This is a genomic window from Nocardia vaccinii NBRC 15922 (assembly GCF_001613305.1).
Lineage (GTDB): Bacteria > Actinomycetota > Actinomycetes > Mycobacteriales > Mycobacteriaceae > Nocardia > Nocardia vaccinii.
The window spans coordinates 12,664-32,077 of the sequence record NZ_BDCC01000004.1; the positions used below are offsets into that span (position 1 = coordinate 12,664).

Here is a 19,414-nt window from a genome sequence, read left to right on the forward strand (position 1 = left end):
ACATCCATTTCCCACCAATGGAGTAAGCGCGTCCGTACCGCAGAGCGAAATTGCCGGGATTTGCCGTTATCGACATTCACACCACGGCAAACGCCCAGGATACTACGTGAGCCGACTCACACCCGGCGGCGAGCCGACCCCGCCAAGCTGGGGTATACCAACTTGCGATCATAGAGTGGACAGATAAGTTACCGGCGAGTAACTTACTGGCAGTTAGTATGCGAGACAACCCTGGCGGCAACAGCCCTGCCGCCGAATGCTCGTTGAACCGAAGGAAGGTCGCGACATGAATGCCCTGACAGTGACGCTGGGCACGATCGGAGTGGTGTTCAGCCTGTTGGCTTGGGCATCATTCTTTGGCGGCGTCGGCAAGATGGTCCGTGCCATCCGGCTCGGACAATCCGCACCGGACCGCTGGCGGCCGTTCCTGCCCCGTCTGAAGACGATGATCGTCGAGTTCCTCGCGCATACCCGGATGGTCAAGTTCAGAACCGTCGGCTGGGCGCACTGGCTGGTGATGATCGGCTTCCTGGCGGGCTTCATCCTGTACTTCGAGGCCTACGGGCAAACCTTCGATCCCGAGTTCCACTGGCCGATCTTCGGCAACTGGCACATCTACCACTTCATGGACGAGGTGCTCGGCATCGCCACCGTGATCGGCATCGTGGTGCTGATCGTGATTCGCCAGCTCAACCATCCCCGGGTGCCCGCGCGGCTGTCCCGCTTCTCGGGGTCGGCGTTCGGCGCCGCCTACGCGATCGAGGCGATCGTGTTCATCGAGGGCATCGGCATGGTCCTGGTGAAGGCCGGCAAGATCGCCACCTATCACGAGTCGACCGCGTGGACCGACTTCTTCACCATGCAGGTGGCCAAGCTGCTGCCCAGCAGCGTGGCGCTGGTCGCGGTGTTCGCCTTCGTCAAGATGGTGTCCGGCAGCACCTTCCTGCTGCTGGTCGGCCGCAACATCAACTGGGGTGTGGCGTGGCACCGGTTCGCGGCGTTCTTCAACATCTACTTCAAGCGTGAGGACGACGGCGGCGTCGCGCTGGGTGCGGTCAAGCCGATGACCTCGAAGGGCAAGGCCCTGCTGGACATGGAGGAGATCGATCCGGACAACGACACCCTGGGCGTCGGCAAGGTCGAGGACTTCTCCTGGAAGGGCTGGCTGGACTTCACCACCTGCACCGAATGTGGCCGGTGCCAGTCGCAGTGCCCGGCGTGGAACACCGGTAAGCCGTTGTCCCCCAAGCTGTTGATCATGTCGCTGCGCGACCACGGCCAGGCCAAGGCGCCGTACCTGCTGGCCGGTGGCCGGAAAGATATGGGCGGGGACGAGATCGGCCTGGTCGACGCCGAGGGCAAGCCGAACGAGGCCGCGCTGGCGAAGATCTCGGACGCCGCGCGCGCGGAGGCCGAGCGGCCGCTGGTCGGCTCGAGCGAAGGAAACGACAGCGGCGGCGTCATAGATCCCGAGGTGCTGTGGAGCTGCACCACTTGCGGTGCGTGCGTCGAGCAGTGCCCGGTGGATATCGAGCACGTCGACCACATCATCGATATGCGCCGCTACCAGGTGCTGATCGAATCGGAGTTCCCCTCCGAGCTGGCGGGTCTGTTCAAGAATCTGGAAAACAAGGGCAACCCCTGGGGGCAGAACGCCAAGGACCGGCTCAACTGGATCTCCGAGCTGGACTTCGACATCCCGGTGTATGGAACAGATGCTGACTCTTTCGAAGGCTACGAATACCTGTTCTGGGTCGGCTGCGCCGGTGCGTACGAGGACCGCGCGAAGAAGACCACCAAGGCGGTCGCCGAACTGCTGGCCACCGCGGGCGTGAAGTTCATGGTGCTCGGCCAGGAGGAGACCTGCACCGGCGATTCGGCGCGGCGCGCGGGTAACGAATTCCTGTTCCAGCAGTTGGCGATGCAGAACATCGAGACGTTCAACTCGGTGTTCGAGGGTGTCGAACCGTCCAAGCGGAAGATCGTCGTCACCTGTGCGCACTGCTTCAACGCACTCAACAACGAATACCCGCAGGTCGGCGGCAGTTACGAGGTCGTGCACCACACCCAGTTGCTGAACCGCCTGGTGCGCGGCAAGCAGTTGGTGCAGGTCAAGCCGGTGTCGGAGAAGGTCACCTATCACGACCCGTGCTACCTGGGCCGGCACAACAAGATCTACAACGCGCCCCGCGAGCTGATGGGCGCCTCGGGCGCGAAGGTGACCGAGATGCCGCGGCACGGCGAACGTTCCATGTGCTGTGGCGCCGGCGGCGCGCGCATGTGGATGGAGGAGCAGCTCGGTAAGCGCATCAACCTGGACCGGGTGGACGAGGCGCTGTCGACGTTGGACGGCGGCAACTCTCCCTCGATGATCGCCACCGGCTGCCCGTTCTGCCGCGTGATGCTCACCGATGGTGTGACCGCGCGCAAGGATTCGGGCGAGGTCGGCCAGGGCGTCGAGGTGGTCGACGTGGCGCAGCTGATGCTGCAGTCCATCGACCGGGTCGAACCGGCGACGCTGTCGGAGAACCTGAAGGTGATCCAGCAGCCGAAGGCCGAACCCGAGCCCGCCGAGGTCGTACCGGCCGCCGAACCCGCGGCCGCGGAGGCGAAACCTGCTGCGGCGACCGGTGGCGGTAAGGCCACCAGCGGCGGACTGGCCATGAAGGGCGGCGGCAAGGCGCCCGGTGGTGGGCTGTCCATGAAGGGCGCGGCCAAGGCGCCCGGCGCGAAGGCCGAACCGGCCGCGGCGGATTCGGCAGAGACCCCGGCCGCTCCCGCCCCCGCCAAGGGCCTGTCCATGAAGGGCGCGGCGAAAACTCCCGGCGGCAAGGGCCTGTCCATGAAGGGCGGAGCGAAAGCCCCCGGCGCCAAGGCGACTCCCGCTGCGGAAACTGCCGAGAGCGCAGCCGCCGAATCCGCCGCGGAAGCCCCCGCGGCCAAGCCCGGCGGCCTGTCGATGAAGGGCGCCGCGAAGGCTCCCGGCGGCAAGGGTCTGGCCATGCAGGGCGGAGCCAAGGCTCCGGGCGCCAAGCCCTCCGGAAGCGATTCCGACGCAAGCGATTCCACTGCGGCCCCTGAGCAATCCGCTTCCACCGCAACCGAATCGGCCCCCGCGGCGTCGGAGTCCAAGCCGACGGTCGCGGCCAAGGGCCTGGCGATGAAGTCCGGCTTCAAACGCCCCGGCCCGAAGGCCCCCGGCGCGGCGGCCCCGACCGAGTCCGCCCCGGCAAGCGAATCCGCTTCGGCCGCAGAGCAATCCACCTCTGCCACAACCGAATCGGCTCCCGCCGCAACCACCGCGTCGGAGTCCAAGCCGACCGTGGCCGCCAAGGGCCTGGCGATGAAGTCCGGCTTCAAACGCCCCGGCCCGAAGGCCCCCGGCGCGGCGAAACCGGCCGAGTCCGCTCCAGCAGCCGAGGCGCAAGAGCCCGCCGCGGACGCCACACCCCAGGAGACCGCCGCGTCGACCCCGGAAACCGAGGCGGTAAGCGAATCCACCTCACCGGCAGCGGAATCTACGCCGCCCGAGACGGACGCGTCCGGCAACGGCGCCCCGAAGCCTCCCACCGCCAAACCAGGCGGCCTCGGCTTCAAGTCCGGCGCAAAGGCTCCGGGCCGCAAGAGCTGACCAGCTCCTGATTCCGAAGGGGGGCGTAGCCGATTCCGGCTACGCCCCCCTTCGTCATGCATACCGCGTGGTTTGCATGCCGGGCGGCGAGCTTGCCGCATGGGCGAGATGGCGCACCGCGGCAATCAGCGGTCACACACAGCCCAGCCCATGCCCGTGACCAGATCATTCGCGTCGACCACTGTCTGGTACAAGGGATTCGGGCGGGACGGACGAGGGCCGCATAGCCGGGCCCGCCCCGTCGACTGCCGGGTGAAATGGGGGCGGACCCGGTGCGGGGCGGCGAGGACCGGTCTGCGGTCAGTCCTCGCCGCCACCCACCGCCAACGCTGTCGTGATGACGGCCGACAGGGGTGGGAGTGTGAGGTCGGCGCCGGTCGGCGGGACCGCCCAGTGGCAGCCCTCCCGGGTCCAGCGACCGAGGCCGGTCGGCAGCATGATCGCGCTGCCGATGGCCGGAATGCCGATATCGAGACGGTTGAGCACGTCCATCACCTTCGGCGCGGGCGGATCGTCCGGAGTGACAACGAAACTCCAGCGGACCTGGCGGGCCAGAACCGGAGCGGACACACCTTGTGCGACGAAGGAATCGCTGACCCGCTCGCCGCGAACGGTGGGTAGATGCAGAACGCCGATGCGGCTCGTGATCGGCAACATGACGTATCCGCCACGTTCGATCACCGGCAGGGCGAACTCGTACCGGTACAACGCGACCCAATCCTCAGCGGTCCTGAGTTTTTCGACGTTCACGGCGAACTCCCTCGGTCCCTCCAAGGTTCCCGCGAACGTACCCCGCGGGGTAACGTCCGCTCACCAGCCTTGCGCTGCCCTTCCGCTGCCTTTGACACACGACCTGCTGTTTCACCGATACCAGCTCGATTTCGGCTGTGGCCGTGATCACTTCACGCTCGTACTCTGGAGTTCTGAGTTCGTGTGGAAAGGGTGACGTCGTGGTCCGGCAGTGGTCTGGCAGGGAAGCCCGTGCCCTCCGCGATGCCAAGCGGATGAGTATCCGGGAGTTCGCTGCCCATTTGGGTGTACACGAACGACTGGTCTCGAAATGGGAGGCCGGGGGTACACGTGTCCACCCCCGGCCGGTCAACCAGGCCGCACTGGACACCTCCCTGGCCAGGTCCGACGAAGTTGTGCGGGCACGGTTCGCGGCCATGATCGATCAGCCCCTCATCGATCGGCCCGCACCTGAATTCGATGCGCGGCCGGACGATTCGGCGCGCACCCAGTATTCGAGCGACGCGGAACTGCTGACACTCGTCGACAACGGTGCGATGAGAGGTGATGCGTTGGGAACGATTTCGGAGAGGGATCTGATCATGGCGGCCGCCCACGAAGCCAGCGAGCATGCCGGACGCGCCGAGTCCACCAATATCGGCGCCACCACACTGGAGCAGTTCGACGCCGATGTCACCCGCATCGCCAACGACTACGTCCACGCCTCGCCGGTCCCGATGATGATCGAGATGCTGCGGGTGCGGCGGCGGGTGTACCGGTTCCTGGAGGGACATCAGAGCCCCGCGGACACCGGTCATCTGTATCTACTGGCCGGAACCCTGTCCGGGCTGCTCGCCAACGCCAGTACCGATCTGGGTTATCACGACGCCGCGGGCGAGCAGGCCCGCGCGGCCTGGGCCTATGCGGAACTCTGCGGGCACAACGGATTACGCGCCTGGACCCGCGGTATGCAGGCGCTGATCGAGTACTGGTCCGAACGTCCGCGCCGCGCGGTGCAGCTGGCCCAGAGCGGGCAGCAGTACGCGGATTCGGTGACCGCGAAGGTGCGGCTGCTCAATATCGAGGCGCGCATCTGGTCCAAACTCGGATCGATCAGCGATACCGAACGCTGTATCCGCGCCGCCGACGTGGCCCGCTCCGGAACCGGCGCCGACGAACTGCACGACGAGATGGGCGGCGTCTTCGGCTTCGACGAACCCAAGAGCCACTACTACGCCGGGGCGACCTATATCCATCTGGGCCAGGCCGAACCGGCTCTGACCGCGACCGATCGCGCCATCGACCTGTATGCCAACGGTCCGCAGGAGCAGCGCTCGTACGGCGCGGAGGCGCTGGCCCGAGTGGACAACGCGGCCGCACACCTGATCAACGGCAGCCTCGACGGCGCCGCCGATTCGGTGCGGCCGGTCCTGGAACTGGCCGAGGACAAGCGCATCGCCCAGCTCGAGGAACGCCTGACCGGGCTGCGGCACCGCATCGCCGGACCCCGCTTCCGCGCCGCGGTCGAGGCCCGCGCGCTGGACGAGCGCATCGAGGAATTCTGCGGAGTCACCGCGGCCCGGGGGATGCTGCACATCGACCCGGCTCTGTGACCTGCTCCACAGTTCGAGACCCCAGCGGCCGCGAACAGCCGGAGCGCAGCGAAGGCAATCCAGCACAGTTCGCGGCCCGTCTCGCCGGACGGGGCCGAACGGTGAGACCTTCGGGGGCCGCGAACCCGCCGGAGCGAAGCGCAGGCCAAGGGCGCAAGCACGAGTGCCCGACACGGGGCCGAACGGTGAGACCTTCAGGGCCGCGAACCCGCCGGAGCGAAGCGGAGGCCGAAGATACAGCAGCGATATCCCGGGCGAGCGCGAAATCACAGTTGCCCGGGGTGGCACCATGGGACGGGTGAGTCCTACCAGCCAGTCACCGCAGCGCCCGCGCCCGCTGGAGCAGTCGAGGAAGCTCCAGAACGTTTTGTACGAGATCCGGGGCCCGGTACACGCACATGCGGCACGGCTGAAAGCCGAGGGACATCGCATTCTCGAGCTCAACATCGGCAATCCCGCGCCGTTCGGTTTCGACGCGCCCGATGTGATCATGCGCGACATGATCGCGGCGCTGCCGGTCGCGCAGGGATATTCCGAGTCCAAAGGCATCCTGCCCGCGCGGCGCGCGATCGTGACCCGCTACGAGCTGGTCTCCGGATTCCCCGAATTCGACGTCGACGACGTCTACCTCGGCAACGGTGTATCCGAGCTGATCACCATGACCATGCAGGCCCTGCTGAACAACGGTGACGAGGTGTTGATCCCGGCGCCGGACTATCCGTTGTGGACGGCGATGACCAGCCTGGCCGGTGGCACGCCGGTGCACTATCTGTGCGACGAGTCCAACGGCTGGCAGCCCGATATCGCCGATATCGAGTCCAAGATCACCGACCGGACCAAGGCGCTGCTGATCATCAACCCGAACAACCCGACGGGTGCGGTGTACTCGGCCGAGGTGTTGCAGCAGGTGGTCGATCTGGCCCGCAAACATCAACTGCTGCTGCTGGCCGATGAGATCTACGACAAGATCCTCTACGACGACGCCAAACACACCTCGCTGGCGACGTTGGCGCCTGACCTGCTGTGTTTGACTTTCAATGGCCTGTCCAAGGCGTATCGGGTGGCCGGGTATCGCTCCGGCTGGGTCGTGATCACCGGCCCGAAGGAGCATGCGAGCGGATTCCTGGAGGGTATCGATCTGCTGGCCTCCACCCGCCTGTGCCCGAATGTGCCTGCGCAGCATGCGATTCAGGTCGCGCTCGGCGGACATCAGAGTATCGAGGATCTGATCCTGCCGGGCGGGCGACTGCTCGAGCAGCGCGATATCGCGTGGCAGAAGCTCAACAGCATTCCGGGTGTGTCCTGTGTGCAGCCCAAGGGCGCGCTCTACGCGTTCCCGCGACTGGATCCCGAGGTGCACGAGATCCACGACGACGCGAAACTCGTGCTGGACCTGCTGTTGCAGGAGAAGATCCTGATGGTGCAGGGCACCGGTTTCAACTGGCCGCAGCATGATCATCTGCGGATCGTGACGTTGCCGTGGGCGCGCGATCTGGCGGTGGCGATCGAGCGTTTCGGCAACTTCCTGGCGAGCTATCGACAGTAGGACCCGCATCCCACAAAACAGACCAGAAGTACGAGAAGTCTGGTTTTTGAAGACTTGGCTAGCGCAAAGTTCGCCGGTTTGTGTACAGTGGTTTTCGGCACCGAAAGTGCCCCGGCCGAGCCGCCTACCCCCCTGGGCCGCTCGGCCCCGGGTTCAGCCGCCTACCCCCCTGGGCCGCTGAGACCCCGGGCGGCGGAGACATCCCCCTGCTCTCCGCCGCCCCCTCCCACATTCTTCGCATCTCCTCGGATTCAGTTGGTACGTCCGGTTTTTCGGCATGCCAGGGGTGAACGTGCCGAAGCACTGCCGGTGCCGGTTGCGGCCTCATCCTTTACGCTCGCCCGGTGAGCGACCACCATCATCACCACGACCACTCCGGTCCGATCGCGATCGGTGCCACCGCGGCCCGAATCGTCGTCGGACTGCTGACCGGCATCGGCGTGCTCGTGGTGATCGGCGCGGTGGTGTTGTGGCCGAGTCATCAGCACATCGATATCCCGCTGCCGATGCAGAACGGCGGCGGCGGCGCGGTGCAGACCGAGGCCGGTACGGTGACCATGCAGGACACCGGCCCCTGCGGCAGTCCGTCGAACGGCAAGGTGTTCGCCGATACGCCCGAGCCGCCGCCCGCCAACAGTTACATCTGCGCGCGCAGCCTGGTCTCCATCGAATCCGGACCGGCCGCGGGCCGGCACACCCTGCTGGAGATCGCCCCCGGCCCCGGCCAGCCCGTACTGCATCAGGGCGATCACATCCGGATCCTGCGGCAGAACGATCCGACCGGCCAGCCCACCTACTCCTTCGAGGACTACGCCCGCGGCTTCCCGTTGACGCTGGTGGTGCTGATCTTCGTTGTGGTGGTCGTCGTGGTGGCGCGCTGGCGGGGGCTGCGCGCGGTAATCGGGCTGGTCTTCGCCTTCGGGGTGGTGGTCATGTTCATGCTGCCCGCGCTACTGGACGGCAAACCCGCGCTGCCGGTCGCGGTGGTGGCGGGGGCGATAATTCTCTATGCGGTGCTGTATCTGGCACACGGGGTGAATCTGCGCACCAGCTCGGCGCTGCTGGGCACGTTGAGCGCGATGTTGCTGGCGACGGTATTGTCCTGGGCGGCACTGAAACTCACCCACGTGACCGGGTTGTCCCAGGAGGACAACACCAATGTCGCCACCTACGTCCAGCATGTGAGCATCACCGGACTGCTGCTCGCGGGATTCATCATCGGCTCGCTCGGTGTACTCAACGACGTCACCATCACTCAGGCATCGGCGGCCTTCGAACTCGCCGCGATCGACGAGAAGGCCACGCGCCGTGAGGTTTTCGCCGCCGCCATGCGTGTGGGCCGGGACCATATCGCCAGTACGGTGTACACGCTGGTGCTGGCCTACGCGGGTGGGGCGCTGCCGCTGCTGCTGATGTTCTCGGTGGCGGGGCGGTCGTTGAGCGATGTGATCACCGGTGATTCGGTGGCCATCGAAATCGTGCGATCCGCCGTCGGCGGTATCTGCCTGGCGTTGTCGGTGCCGTTGACCACTCTCATCGCGGTCCTGCTCGCCCGGCCGTTCGCGCTGAAGTCCGAGCCCGAACCCCCGCCACGACGCACCCGGACCACGAAAGCCGTTGCGGGCAAACAGACCTCGCGCCGCGTGGCGGGCGCCCCGTCGCGGCGGCGGCCGGCCGAACCACAGCGACGTTCGGGGGCCGAAGCCGTCCCGGACGACGATGACGACGAGAATTATCTGCACAGTCTCTCCCAGGAGGAGTACCGGCCGGGGCGGCCCGAGCCGCGCCGAAATCCCGAGAATGATTCGGCGAGCGGTGGTTTCGCTGCGACGGAACGCGACCCCGACGAGTACGCGAGCCGGTCCGGCGACGCGTATCCGCGCCGCCGCGCGAACGGCCCGGCCGCGAATCAGCAACCCGCCGAAGCATATTCGGGTGAGCAGCCGATCGCGCCGCGGCAACGTCTGAGCGCGGAACCGCCGCACACCGGGTCGCAACCCTACGTGCCCAGCGCCGATCCGTACTCGAACCAGTGGCCGGACCGGGCCGAAACCGGCTATTCCACGCCCGATCCGACCGGCGTCGAGCACTGGCCACGCCGGGCGAACCGTATGTCCGCCGAACCGTCGCCGAACTACGAAACCGGCTACGACGCCAATTCCGGCTACGACACCGGCGCGAATTCCTCGCCCGACTGGTTCGCCGACGCGGCGCCGAGCCGCCATTCCGGTGAACCGTACCGAGAACCGTGGCCCGCCGATCCCTATGCGAGTGACCCCTACGCGAGCGATACCTATTCGAGCAGCGCCTATTCGAGCGGCGCCTATTCGAATCAATGGACCGGCGAACAGGATCCGGACAACGGCCCCGCCGAATACCCGCCGCGACCCAGACCTCGCCTGTCCGGCCTCCCCGAGAACACCGATACCTCGGGCCGCCACTACCGCAGGGACCGGTCGGACGACGAATGACTACCGGTGCGGCCCGGGCGGGAGCAGCGGAGGCAGGGTCGGCACCACGATGGCGGGCAGGCCGGGCACGACGATGATCGTATTCGGCCCGGGCGGCGTGGGAGCCGGATTCTGGGTGTGCTGACGGTACGCCGGGGCCGGAGCCACCGAGGCATTGGTGGAATCGACGGGCGGGGGCGTGACCGTCGTGGTGGGTGCGACCGTGCGCGGGATGCTGGTGGGCACCGCGCTCCGGGTCGACTTCGTGCTCTGCGAATCACCCTGCAGTACTTGCGGACCCCAGCCCAGGGCCATTCCCAGCGCCGCGACGACGACCAGCGCGCCGACCGCGACCCCCGCGACGCTCAGAGCGCGTTCGGCTCCGGGCGGGCGGACCGCGCCCGAGCGGAATTCGCGGCCCACGAGCCGCGACCCCCGGCCGCCGAGCATCATCCGCCGCTTACCACGGCTCAGCCGGCCGCCGAGCACCGAACGGTCGGGCCGGACCACCGGCAGTATCTCGGTCTCGGCCTCGAAGGCCGCGCGCGCCTGCGCGGCGCCTCGGGACGGGCGAGCCAGCAGCGCGGCGCCGCGGGCGATCACCGTTTCCGGATGCGCCGGCGCCAGTACCGGAACGCCCAGCCACCGTTCGAGTACCTTGGCCACCTGCGGAATCTGCGCACAGCCGCCGATCGCGACAACGGCCTGCACCGACCGTTCGGAGCGCGTGATCACATCGCGCGTCATCCGGGCCGAGGATTCCACGGCGAGCATGATCAGCGCGTCGAAGTTCTCCTGGGAAAGCAGCACCAGCCCGTATTCCGACGGCAGGGCGACGGCGCTGCTGCCGGTCAACTGTTCCTTGGCCGAACGGCACAGCCGATCGAGCAGCTCGAGCCCCTCGGGGTCCGGCGGATGGGAGATGCGGCCGGAGGCGATCTGCTGCTCGCGAATCAGCGCATCCAGATAGTCGCCGCTGATATCGCTGGTGCGCTCGCTGTAGTGGATCTGGCGGGTGGCGATATCGACCACGCTGATCGATAGGCCCGCACTGCCCAGATCGTAGAGCGCGATCGTGGTCTTACCCTGCAATTCGCCGCCGGCCTGGAGGAATTCGACCGCAGCGGCGACCTCGGGCACCAATTCGTAGTTGATGATCTTCCGACGCGCGAGGGCCGCGCGCACCGCCCGCGCATGCGGTTCGCTGCGATAGGCGATCGCGGTGGCGCTGATCTCGGGACCGAGCGCCGCGACGATCGCCTCGACGGCGGCGTCCGCCACGGTTTGGTCATCCACCGCGGCGACCCGCACTTCGAAACGGTCCGGCGCGAAATGTTCGGCGGAATTACCGGGTTGAGGACGCGCAATGCGAATGGCGCTCGCCCCCACCGATATTCCCAATACCGAACTCATCTGCTGCCCATCTCGTCTCACACTCCACGACGTGCGCGGCGGACCGCTACGCAAGCTGGGTTCTACGCAAGCTCCAACCCTTGTCACTCACGTCACGCGGTACGGGCCACTGTACCTTGCCCCTGAAGACAGGCTACGGCGTGCCGAGCCCCGCGTACACCCATCCGGCCGCACGCCACCTGGCGCGTTCGAGACAGTTGCGACCGTCGATGATCGACCGGGAACGAACCACCGGATTCAGATCCTCGGGGCGTAATGCGGTGAATTCCTTCCATTCGGTCAGCACCAGAACCACATCCGCGCGATCGCAGGCATCCGCCACGGAAGTCGCGTAATTCAATGTCGGAAATACTCGACGCGAATTCTCCAGAGCCTTGGGATCATAGACACTCACCACCGCGCCGTGCAGTTGAATCATTCCGGCGACATTGAGCGCCGGTGAATCGCGAACGTCGTCGGATTCGGGTTTGAATGCCGCGCCGAGGACGGCGACGTTCGCCCCGAGTAGCGATCCGCCACAGGCCTGCGCCGCCATGTCGACCACCTTGGTCCGGCGGCGCATGTTGATGTTGTCGACCTCGCGCAGGAACGCCACCGCGTGATCCGCGCCGAGTTCACCGGCGCGAGCCATGAACGCGCGGATGTCCTTGGGCAGGCAGCCGCCGCCGAATCCCAAGCCCGCGTTGAGGAATCGTCGGCCGATGCGAGCGTCGTAGCCCAGCGCGTCGGCCAGGACCGTGACATCCGCGCCGGTCGCCTCGCACACCTCCGAGACCGCGTTGATGAACGAGATCTTCGTCGCCAGAAAGGCATTGGCGGATACCTTCACCAATTCCGCTGTGGCCAAGTCGGTCTGCAGGAACGGCACCTGGGCCTCGAGCAGATCCGCGTAGACCTCCCGGACCAGTCCGGCCACCCAGTCGGCCCGTTCGCGCGCGGAGTCCAGGCCGAGCACCAACCGGTCCGGGCGCAAGGTGTCCTGGACAGCGAAGCCCTCGCGCAGGAATTCCGGATTCCAGGCCACCTCGACCTCGGCGGTCGCCGCGGCCCGGGCGCGGGCGCCGAGTTCGGCCGCGGTACCCACCGGAACCGTGGATTTGCCGATGATCACCGCGGGCCGCTCGATCAGCGGGGCTAGCGAATCGACCACGGCGTGAACATATTTCAGATCCGCGGCGTACTCCCCCTTCTTCTGCGGGGTGCCCACGCCGAGGAAGTGCACGTCGGCGTGATCGGCCGCCTCCGGATAGGAGGTGGTGAAGCGCAGCCGCCCCGCGTCGAGGTTGCGGCGCAGCACCTCCTCGAGTCCGGGCTCGTAGAAGGGGGTCACCCCGTCCGAGAGCTTGGCGACCTTCCCCGGGTCGACATCGACGCCCACCACGTCGTGCCCCAACTCGGCCATGCACGCGGCATGTGTGGCCCCCAGATACCCAGTCCCGAAAACCGTGAGACGCATATTCCATTGGTAAGCGCCCCTCGTGGCCGCGCCGCATCGCCGAGGCAAGTGCCCGGGCAACATCAGATGTATAGGCGGAAACCACCAGTTCGCCGCCGTCCGCGACGGAATCCGGGTGGACACGGGACGGCAATCCGGCCGAAACGAGCGCACCGAACCCGGGTCACCGATCGGGGCCGCACCTGCCGCCGGTTGCGCTACCCTGAGGTCCTGTCGTGAGGGGGGATCCGAAAATGGCTTTACTCCTTCATATTTCGTGTGAACGGAGAATCCGCTGATGCCCGCTGTCGCCCCCGCCGCACTACCCGGCAGTGCGCGTACCGCACTCACCGAAGCTGAATCCCTCGGCCCGGTCGATCCCGCCTCGACCGTCGAATTCACGGTGGTGCTGCGCCGCCGCGCGGCCCTGCCCGCAGACCTGGTCGCCGGCCCGCGTGCCGTGTCCGCCCGCGAACTCACCGAACAGTACGGTGCGGACCCCGCGGATCTGGAACTGGTCGTCTCGACGCTGGAATCGGCCGGCGCCACGATCCTGGAACAGGATCCCGGATCGCGGCGCATCCGGGCCGCGGCGCCGGCGGCGGTGGCGCAGCGGCTGTTCGACACCGAGCTGGTGCGGGTGCGCGCACCGCATCCGATCGGCGAGGGACGGATCGAACACCGGATGCGCACGGGCGAGCTGTACACGCCGGCCGCGCTGGAAGGCATCGTCACCGCCGTGCTCGGCCTCGACGACCGCCCCCAACTGCGGCCGCATCTGCGGGCCGCCGATACGACCACGGCGGACCACACGCAGTACACACCACCCCTGCTCGCTCAGATCTACCACTTCCCCGATGCGCAGGGGCAGCTGCAGAGCGCCGCGATCCTCGAATTCGACGGCGGTTTCGATCCCGCCGATATCACCGCCTACTTCCAGGAACTCGGCATCGCGGAGCCGAAGATCACCTCGGTGTCGGTCGACGGCGCGCAGAACGGCGGTAACACCGCACCGGCCGCCGGGGAAACGGCGCTGGACATCGAGGTGCTGGGCGCGGTGGCGCCGGGGGCCGAACTCCGGGTGTACTTCTCGACATGGTCCGACAGCGGCATCCTCGACGCGCTCGCCGCGGCCACGTTCGCCGAGTCCACCCCCACCGTCATCAGCATCAGTTACGGACTGCCCGAGGAGTCCTGGACCGGGCAGGCGCTGGCCGCGATCGACGCGGCGTTGGCCGATGCGGCGGCGCTGGGCATCACCGTCTGCGTTTCCTCCGGCGACGACGGTAGCCGTTCGCAGGACCCCGACCCCGGCCCACATGTCAGCTTTCCCGCGTCGAGCCCGCACGTCCTGGCGGTCGGCGGCACCACGCTGTTCGCCGACCAGCACACCCGGGTGGTCGACAGCGAGTCGGTGTGGCACGGCCCCGGCTTCCGCAATGCCGGAGGCGGCGGGGTCAGCGCGACCTTCGGACTGCCCGCCTGGCAGGCCCGTGCCGGTGTGCCGCCGCGCGAGGGCCGCACCGGTCGGGGTGTCCCCGATGTCGCGGCCGTGGCCGACCCGATCACCGGCTATATCGTCCGGTTCGCCGGTCAGAACGCGGTTTTCGGCGGCACGAGCGCCTCGGCACCGCTGTGGGCGGCCCTGATCTGCCGGATCGCCGACCTGCTGCAGACCCGCGTCGGCCTGATCCAGCCCGCGCTCTACCGCGACGTCACCACCGGGCGGGTCGCACCCGGATTCCGGGACATCCTGGAGGGCACCAACGGGCTGTACCGCGCAGGTGCGGGATGGGACGCGTGCACCGGGCTGGGCGTCCCGCATGGCGAGGAGCTGCTCGAGGTCGTGCGAGAGTACCTGATCTACGGGACCGACTGACCGCTCTGGTTACGATCGGCGGATGTCACAGCGTCGCGGCGGAGCCGGAACGAGGCGGGTCGTGCTCGCCGTGCTCGTTCTCGTCGCGGTCGCGGTGGCCGCGCTGTGGCCGGTATACGTTCGGCCGCAGGTGGATTCGCCCGCGCGGGCCGATGCGATCCTGGTCCTCGGCGGTGCGCACGACGGGCGCGAGGAGTTGGGGTTGCGGCTGGCCCGGGAGGGTTACGCGCCACTGGTGCTGTTCTCGGACCCGTACGAGCACAGCCCGCTGATGAACCGGATCTGTCACGGCGGGTACCGGGTCGAGGTGGAGTGCTTCGACCCGGATCCGCGCACCACGCTCGGGGAGGGGCGCGCGCTGGCCGAACGGGCCCGGGCGGAGCACTGGCGGCGGGTGATCGTGGTGACGTTCACCCCGCACCTCTCGCGGGCCCGCTATGTGCTCGAAAAGTGTTGGGGCGGCCGGATTCTCATGGTCGACACGCATCCCCCCATCTCGTTGTGGCGGTGGGCGTACAACTTCTTCTATCAATCGGCCGGATATGTCAAGGCCGTCACCGAGAATTGCTGATGGTCCCGCCGTTCGCATGTGTCCTCGTGCGGCACCCGGATCACCGACCTGCCGCAGACCCGCGTCGGCCTGATCCAGCCCGCGCTCTACCCGACGTCACCACCGGGCGGGTCGGACCCATTCCCGGAGGGCGCCAACGGGCTGTACCGCGGCGGCGTGAGCCTCACCGGCTCACTGCCGGCCGCGGGGGTATGTCTGTCGTTGATCGGGCACTGAACCGGTCACTCAGGGCTTGGGCAGTGGGAAGTTCAGGTAGGCCCGCGAGGGTGTGGGACCACGCTGACCCTGGTATTTGGATCCGGCCGCGCTGCTTCCATAGGGGTGCTGCGCGGGGCTGGTCAGGCGCAGCAGGCAGAGCTGCCCGATCTTCATCCCCGGCCACAGGGTGATCGGCAGATTGGCGACGTTGGACAGTTCGAGGGTGATGTGGCCGGAGAATCCCGGATCGATGAATCCGGCCGTGGAGTGGGTGAGCAGCCCCAGGCGGCCCAGACTCGACTTACCCTCGAGCCGCCCGGCCAGATCGTCCGGCAGGGTGCACACCTCCAGCGTCGACCCGAGCACGAATTCGCCCGGATGCAGGACGAACGGCTCACCCTCGGTCGGCTCGACCAGGCTGGTCAGCTCGTCCTGGCGCTGCGCCGGATCGATGTGGGTGTAGCGAGTGTTGTTGAACACCCGGAACATCCGGTCCAGCCGCACGTCGATACTCGACGGCTGCACCAGCCTCTCCTCGAACGGTTCCAGCCCCAGCCGCCCACTGGCCAGCTCGGCACGAATGTCGCGATCGGAAAGCAGCACGCTGGAATCCTAGTCGCGACCCACCGCGCCCGGGTTGAGGGTGCTGGAGACCGCTGCGCGCCGCAGCGCCGCCGTCGCGAGGTAGTCCCCCAGTTCGGAGGGCAACACCCGGTCCAGGGACTGGGCCAGGCTGGTGTGCACCGCGGTGACGCCCAGTTCGCGCAGGTGGTTGAGCATCTGGGTGGTCTCGGCGATCTCCGCGTTGGTCTCCGGCAGCCAGCCGGGGCCGTGCTCGGCGACCAGGTGGTCCTTCGCCGCGGTGACCATGAGTTCGGCGATATCGTCGACCCGGCTGATCACCGCCGAGTACAGATCCAGCAGGCGACGCAGGCCGATACCGTATCCGTGCAGCTCGGCGAAGGTGGTGAGCAGTTCGGGTTCGGTGAACTCGACGGTCTCCTCGTGCAGCCGGACCAGGCCCAGTTCGCTCAGGCGGGCCAGCAGATCCGGATCGGGCATCCCGGTGTCCTGCTCGCCGAGCACGGTGGAGACCAGCTCGCGCGGCACCTCGAGCGTCTCGCCCTTACCCCATGTCGCGGTCACCGCGTGTTGCAGGCCGAGGATCTCGGTCAGATCCTTTCCGGTCTCCCAGCTGGTGATGAAGTCGGCGATATGCGCGGTGGTGAAGCCACGCTGCAACAGCGCATCGATGATCTTCAGCCGCTCGAGATGGGAATCGTCGTATATGAAGGCGCGGCCGCTGCGTTTGACCGGCACCGGCAGCAGTCCGCGCTCCTGGTAGGCGCGCACATTGCGGGAGGTCGTCCCGGCGGCCCGGGCGAGATCGTCGATGCGGTATTCCGCCATCCGAGGATCTCCATTCCCTTCGCTGCCAGGCATCGGAACGCCCGGACCGCGGTCGCGGCGCGGGCGTCGTACTCCGTCGAGTTTAACCGGTGGCCGTGGTCACCGGCCGCCGCTCACCCGGCGCGTGCGCCGCCGGTGTCAGGACGAAGTCGTCCGGATCCACCCGCGCCAGCTCCCGCGCGAACTGCGTGCCGAAGCCCGGGTACATGGTGGCGTTGAACCCGTCATCGGTGAGATACCAACTGCGACAACCGGAATTCCACGTGGTAGCGGTCAGGCGGCGTTGCAGCCGGGCGTTGTAGCGGTCCTGCCGATCCCGCCGCACCTCGAGCGCGCGCAGATCCCGGTCCAGGATCAGGCCGATGGCATCGGTCAGGTAATCGATCTGGGCCTCCATGTAGACCAGGGCCGAATTGTGTCCGGGACCGGAGTTGGGCCCGAAGGTGAGGAACAGATTCGGATACCCCGCGACCGTCACGCTCTTGTATGCGTATGCGCCCCTGCGCCATTCATCCGCGAGCCCCCGGCCGTCCCGGCCGGTGACGGGTATCGGCGAACCGGTCTTGGACACCTCGAAACCGGTGGCGAACACGATGCAGTCGAAGCGGTGCTCGATCCCCTCGGCGGTCCGGATACCCCGCGGGCTGATCGCGGCGATCGGCCAGGTCACCAGCGTGCAGTTGTCCCGCTGCAACGCCGGATAGTAATCGCTGCTCATCAGCAGGCGTTTGCATCCGGCCCGGAAGTCCGGGGTCAGCTGCCGACGCAGCCACGGATCGCGCACCTGAGTTCGCAAGTGCAGCAAGGCAACCGATTCGACCACCCGGGTCAGCGGGGTATTCCACACCACGCCCAGCGCGACGGACTCGTGCCCCCAGAACCACGCCTCGCGGGCCAGCGACTGAGTGATCGGCGCCTGCCGGTAGAGCCGCCTGGTCAGCGCGTTGATCTCCCGGTTGACGCGGGGCAACACCCAGCCGGGCGTGCGCTGGAACACCTTGACCGATCCGGCCTGCCGGACGAGTTCCGGAATGATCTGCACCGCACTGGCGCCCGTGCCCACCACGGCCACCCGCTTACCGGTGAAATCGTAGTCGTGATCCCAACGGGCACTGTGGATCTTGTGCCCCTGGAAGGTCTCGATACCGTCGATGGCGGGCAGGCTCGCATTGGCCAGCGGGCCCGAGGCGAGAACGACGCTGCGCGCCCGGACCTTTCGGCGCTGTCCGGCGAAGCCGAGCGTCCAGGTGCCGCTGCTCTCGTCGTAGTCGACGCCGGTCACGTCGTGGCCGAACCGGATTCGCGGCCCGATCCCGAATTCCCGGACCATGGTGTCGATGTACCCGAGAATTTCCGCACTGCCGGAATAGGTCCGCGACCAGTTCGGATTGGGCGCGAAACTGTAGGAGTACAGCCGTGAGGGGATATCGCACGCCGCGCCCGGATAGGTGTTGTCCCGCCAGGTACCGCCGGCGCGGTCACCCCGCTCGAAGAGCGCGAAGTTGCCGATCCCCTTCTGCCGCAACCTGATCGCCGTGCCGATCCCCGCGAAACCGGCCCCGATGATCGCCACGTCCAGGGTTTGCGCCTCGCCCCGCGGCGACCCGCTCGACCCGCTCATGCGACCGGCTCGTAGGTCAGTTCCTTCGACCACGTCGGCTGTGGCCGAAGCAACACCCTGGGGTAGTGCGCGGTCAGCTTCACCATGGCGTCGGCGAGAAGGTGATACGGGTGGGAACGGTCGACGACCCAGCCGCTGTGCATCCTGACGAACTGGTACATCGGCAGTCGCCGCGCGAAGGCGCTGCGCTCACCCACACTCGCGTACCGGCGCATCGCGCCGTACAGCTTCTCCTCGCCGACGCCCATCGCGACGATGTTGTCGCGCATCTTGTTCAGCAGCGGAATGTAACTCAGCGTTCCGACGATGAGCGAAGGTTTCATCCATCCGCCGACCATGTCGATCGCCAGTTTCCGGATCGGCGCGTGCCCGAGCAGGTCCATGACGGCGTAATCGGTTGCCAGATGGCGTGATTCGTCATTGTTGATCTTCTTGAACACCTCCTGGGCGACCGGATCGGCGACCTCGTCGGTGATGAATTTGATCAGCGCGCCGTCCAGGGCCACCTCGAGCATCGGGATCACGGTGCCCAGGAAGGACAGCGACATCCCGTCGGAATACTTGTCCAGGAAGTCGATCACCAGTTTGACGTTGACGTTCGGCTCCGGAATCTCGTCACCGTCGAGCATGCCCCAGCGCCGCATCAGGGCCAGTTCGGCATTGGCGTGCCGCTGCTCCTCGGCGTGGAAGTACCGGTAGATCTCCTTCAGCGTTTCGGTCGGAGCCTTCTTGGCCATGGCCGCGAAACCCCGTGCGCCGACGTTCTCGATCCACATGAGATCGGCCATGAAAGGCTTCAACCGGGCGTGCAGATCGGGTTCGATCAGCTCGGCTCCCGGTGCGTCCCAATCGATATCGACCAGCGCCCACTGCCGGGACTTGATCTTGACCAGCATATCGTCGAAGTCGAAGGACATC

Annotated in this window: 13 protein-coding genes and 1 pseudogene; 7 read left to right on the plus strand and 7 right to left on the minus strand. The window is 67.2% G+C overall.

Annotated features, from left to right (window positions below; translation table 11 throughout):
- Positions 1-286 precede the first annotated feature (286 nt).
- Entirely contained in the window at positions 287-3,631 is a 3,345-nt protein-coding gene (locus NV1_RS00680; RefSeq protein WP_067884402.1) for a heterodisulfide reductase-related iron-sulfur binding cluster, read from the plus strand.
- 300 nt (positions 3,632-3,931) lie between these two features.
- On the opposite strand, the gene NV1_RS00685 is transcribed toward NV1_RS00680, so the two are convergent.
- Complete coding sequence (locus NV1_RS00685; protein WP_067884406.1) at positions 3,932-4,381, minus strand: hypothetical protein; 450 nt, start codon at positions 4,379-4,381, stop codon at positions 3,932-3,934.
- Positions 4,382-4,635: 254 nt separating this feature from the next.
- Here NV1_RS00685 and NV1_RS00690 point away from each other — a divergent pair, with 254 nt between their 5' ends.
- The 3 genes and pseudogenes from NV1_RS00690 to NV1_RS45410 form a co-directional block, all read left to right on the plus strand.
- Positions 4,636-5,973, plus strand: a complete 1,338-nt coding sequence (locus tag NV1_RS00690) for a helix-turn-helix domain-containing protein (protein WP_084524942.1) — start codon at positions 4,636-4,638, stop codon at positions 5,971-5,973.
- A gap of 289 nt (positions 5,974-6,262) precedes the next feature.
- A complete protein-coding gene (locus tag NV1_RS00695) occupies positions 6,263-7,519 on the plus strand; it encodes a pyridoxal phosphate-dependent aminotransferase (protein WP_067884411.1) in 1,257 nt (418 codons plus the stop codon).
- Positions 7,520-7,863: 344 nt separating this feature from the next.
- Positions 7,864-9,123: pseudogene (locus tag NV1_RS45410) on the plus strand (YibE/F family protein); the annotation flags it as partial.
- An 867-nt stretch (positions 9,124-9,990) separates the two neighbouring features.
- Here NV1_RS45410 and NV1_RS00705 read toward each other — a convergent pair.
- Positions 9,991-11,382: a DUF7159 family protein gene (locus NV1_RS00705; RefSeq protein ID WP_067884413.1), complete on the minus strand. Its 1,392-nt coding sequence runs from the start codon at positions 11,380-11,382 to the stop codon at positions 9,991-9,993.
- Positions 11,383-11,515: 133 nt separating this feature from the next.
- Positions 11,516-12,838, minus strand: coding sequence for a UDP-glucose dehydrogenase family protein (locus NV1_RS00710; protein ID WP_067884415.1), 1,323 nt, complete (start codon positions 12,836-12,838; stop codon positions 11,516-11,518).
- Positions 12,839-13,115: 277 nt separating this feature from the next.
- Here NV1_RS00710 and NV1_RS00715 point away from each other — a divergent pair, with 277 nt between their 5' ends.
- The 3 genes from NV1_RS00715 to NV1_RS00725 are packed head-to-tail and all read left to right on the plus strand — an operon-like array spanning position 13,116 to position 15,483.
- On the plus strand, positions 13,116-14,696 hold the full coding sequence (locus tag NV1_RS00715; RefSeq protein WP_067884417.1) for a S53 family peptidase: 1,581 nt from the start codon (positions 13,116-13,118) through the stop codon (positions 14,694-14,696).
- A 22-nt stretch (positions 14,697-14,718) separates the two neighbouring features.
- A complete protein-coding gene (locus NV1_RS00720; RefSeq protein WP_067884419.1) occupies positions 14,719-15,267 on the plus strand; it encodes a YdcF family protein in 549 nt (182 codons plus the stop codon).
- A gap of 18 nt (positions 15,268-15,285) precedes the next feature.
- A complete protein-coding gene (locus NV1_RS00725) occupies positions 15,286-15,483 on the plus strand; it encodes a hypothetical protein (protein ID WP_067884421.1) in 198 nt (65 codons plus the stop codon).
- Positions 15,484-15,492: 9 nt separating this feature from the next.
- Here the strand turns inward: NV1_RS00725 and dcd are convergent, their stop codons facing one another.
- The 4 genes from dcd to NV1_RS00745 all read right to left on the minus strand — a co-directional run bounded on the left by dcd (position 15,493) and on the right by NV1_RS00745 (position 19,413).
- Positions 15,493-16,068 carry a dCTP deaminase gene (dcd, locus tag NV1_RS00730; RefSeq protein ID WP_067884423.1) on the minus strand — a complete coding sequence of 192 codons (576 nt, stop codon included), beginning with the start codon at positions 16,066-16,068 and terminating at the stop codon, positions 15,493-15,495.
- Between the two features lie 9 nt (positions 16,069-16,077).
- Positions 16,078-16,875, minus strand: coding sequence for a MerR family transcriptional regulator (locus NV1_RS00735; RefSeq protein WP_067884425.1), 798 nt, complete (start codon positions 16,873-16,875; stop codon positions 16,078-16,080).
- Positions 16,876-16,957: 82 nt separating this feature from the next.
- Positions 16,958-18,496 (minus strand): flavin-containing monooxygenase, encoded by a 1,539-nt coding sequence (locus NV1_RS00740; protein WP_067884427.1) that lies wholly within the window; start codon positions 18,494-18,496, stop codon positions 16,958-16,960.
- Complete coding sequence (locus tag NV1_RS00745) at positions 18,493-19,413, minus strand: reductase (protein WP_067884430.1); 921 nt, start codon at positions 19,411-19,413, stop codon at positions 18,493-18,495. The genes NV1_RS00740 and NV1_RS00745 overlap by 4 nt, the downstream gene beginning before the upstream one ends.
- Position 19,414 lies beyond the last annotated feature (1 nt).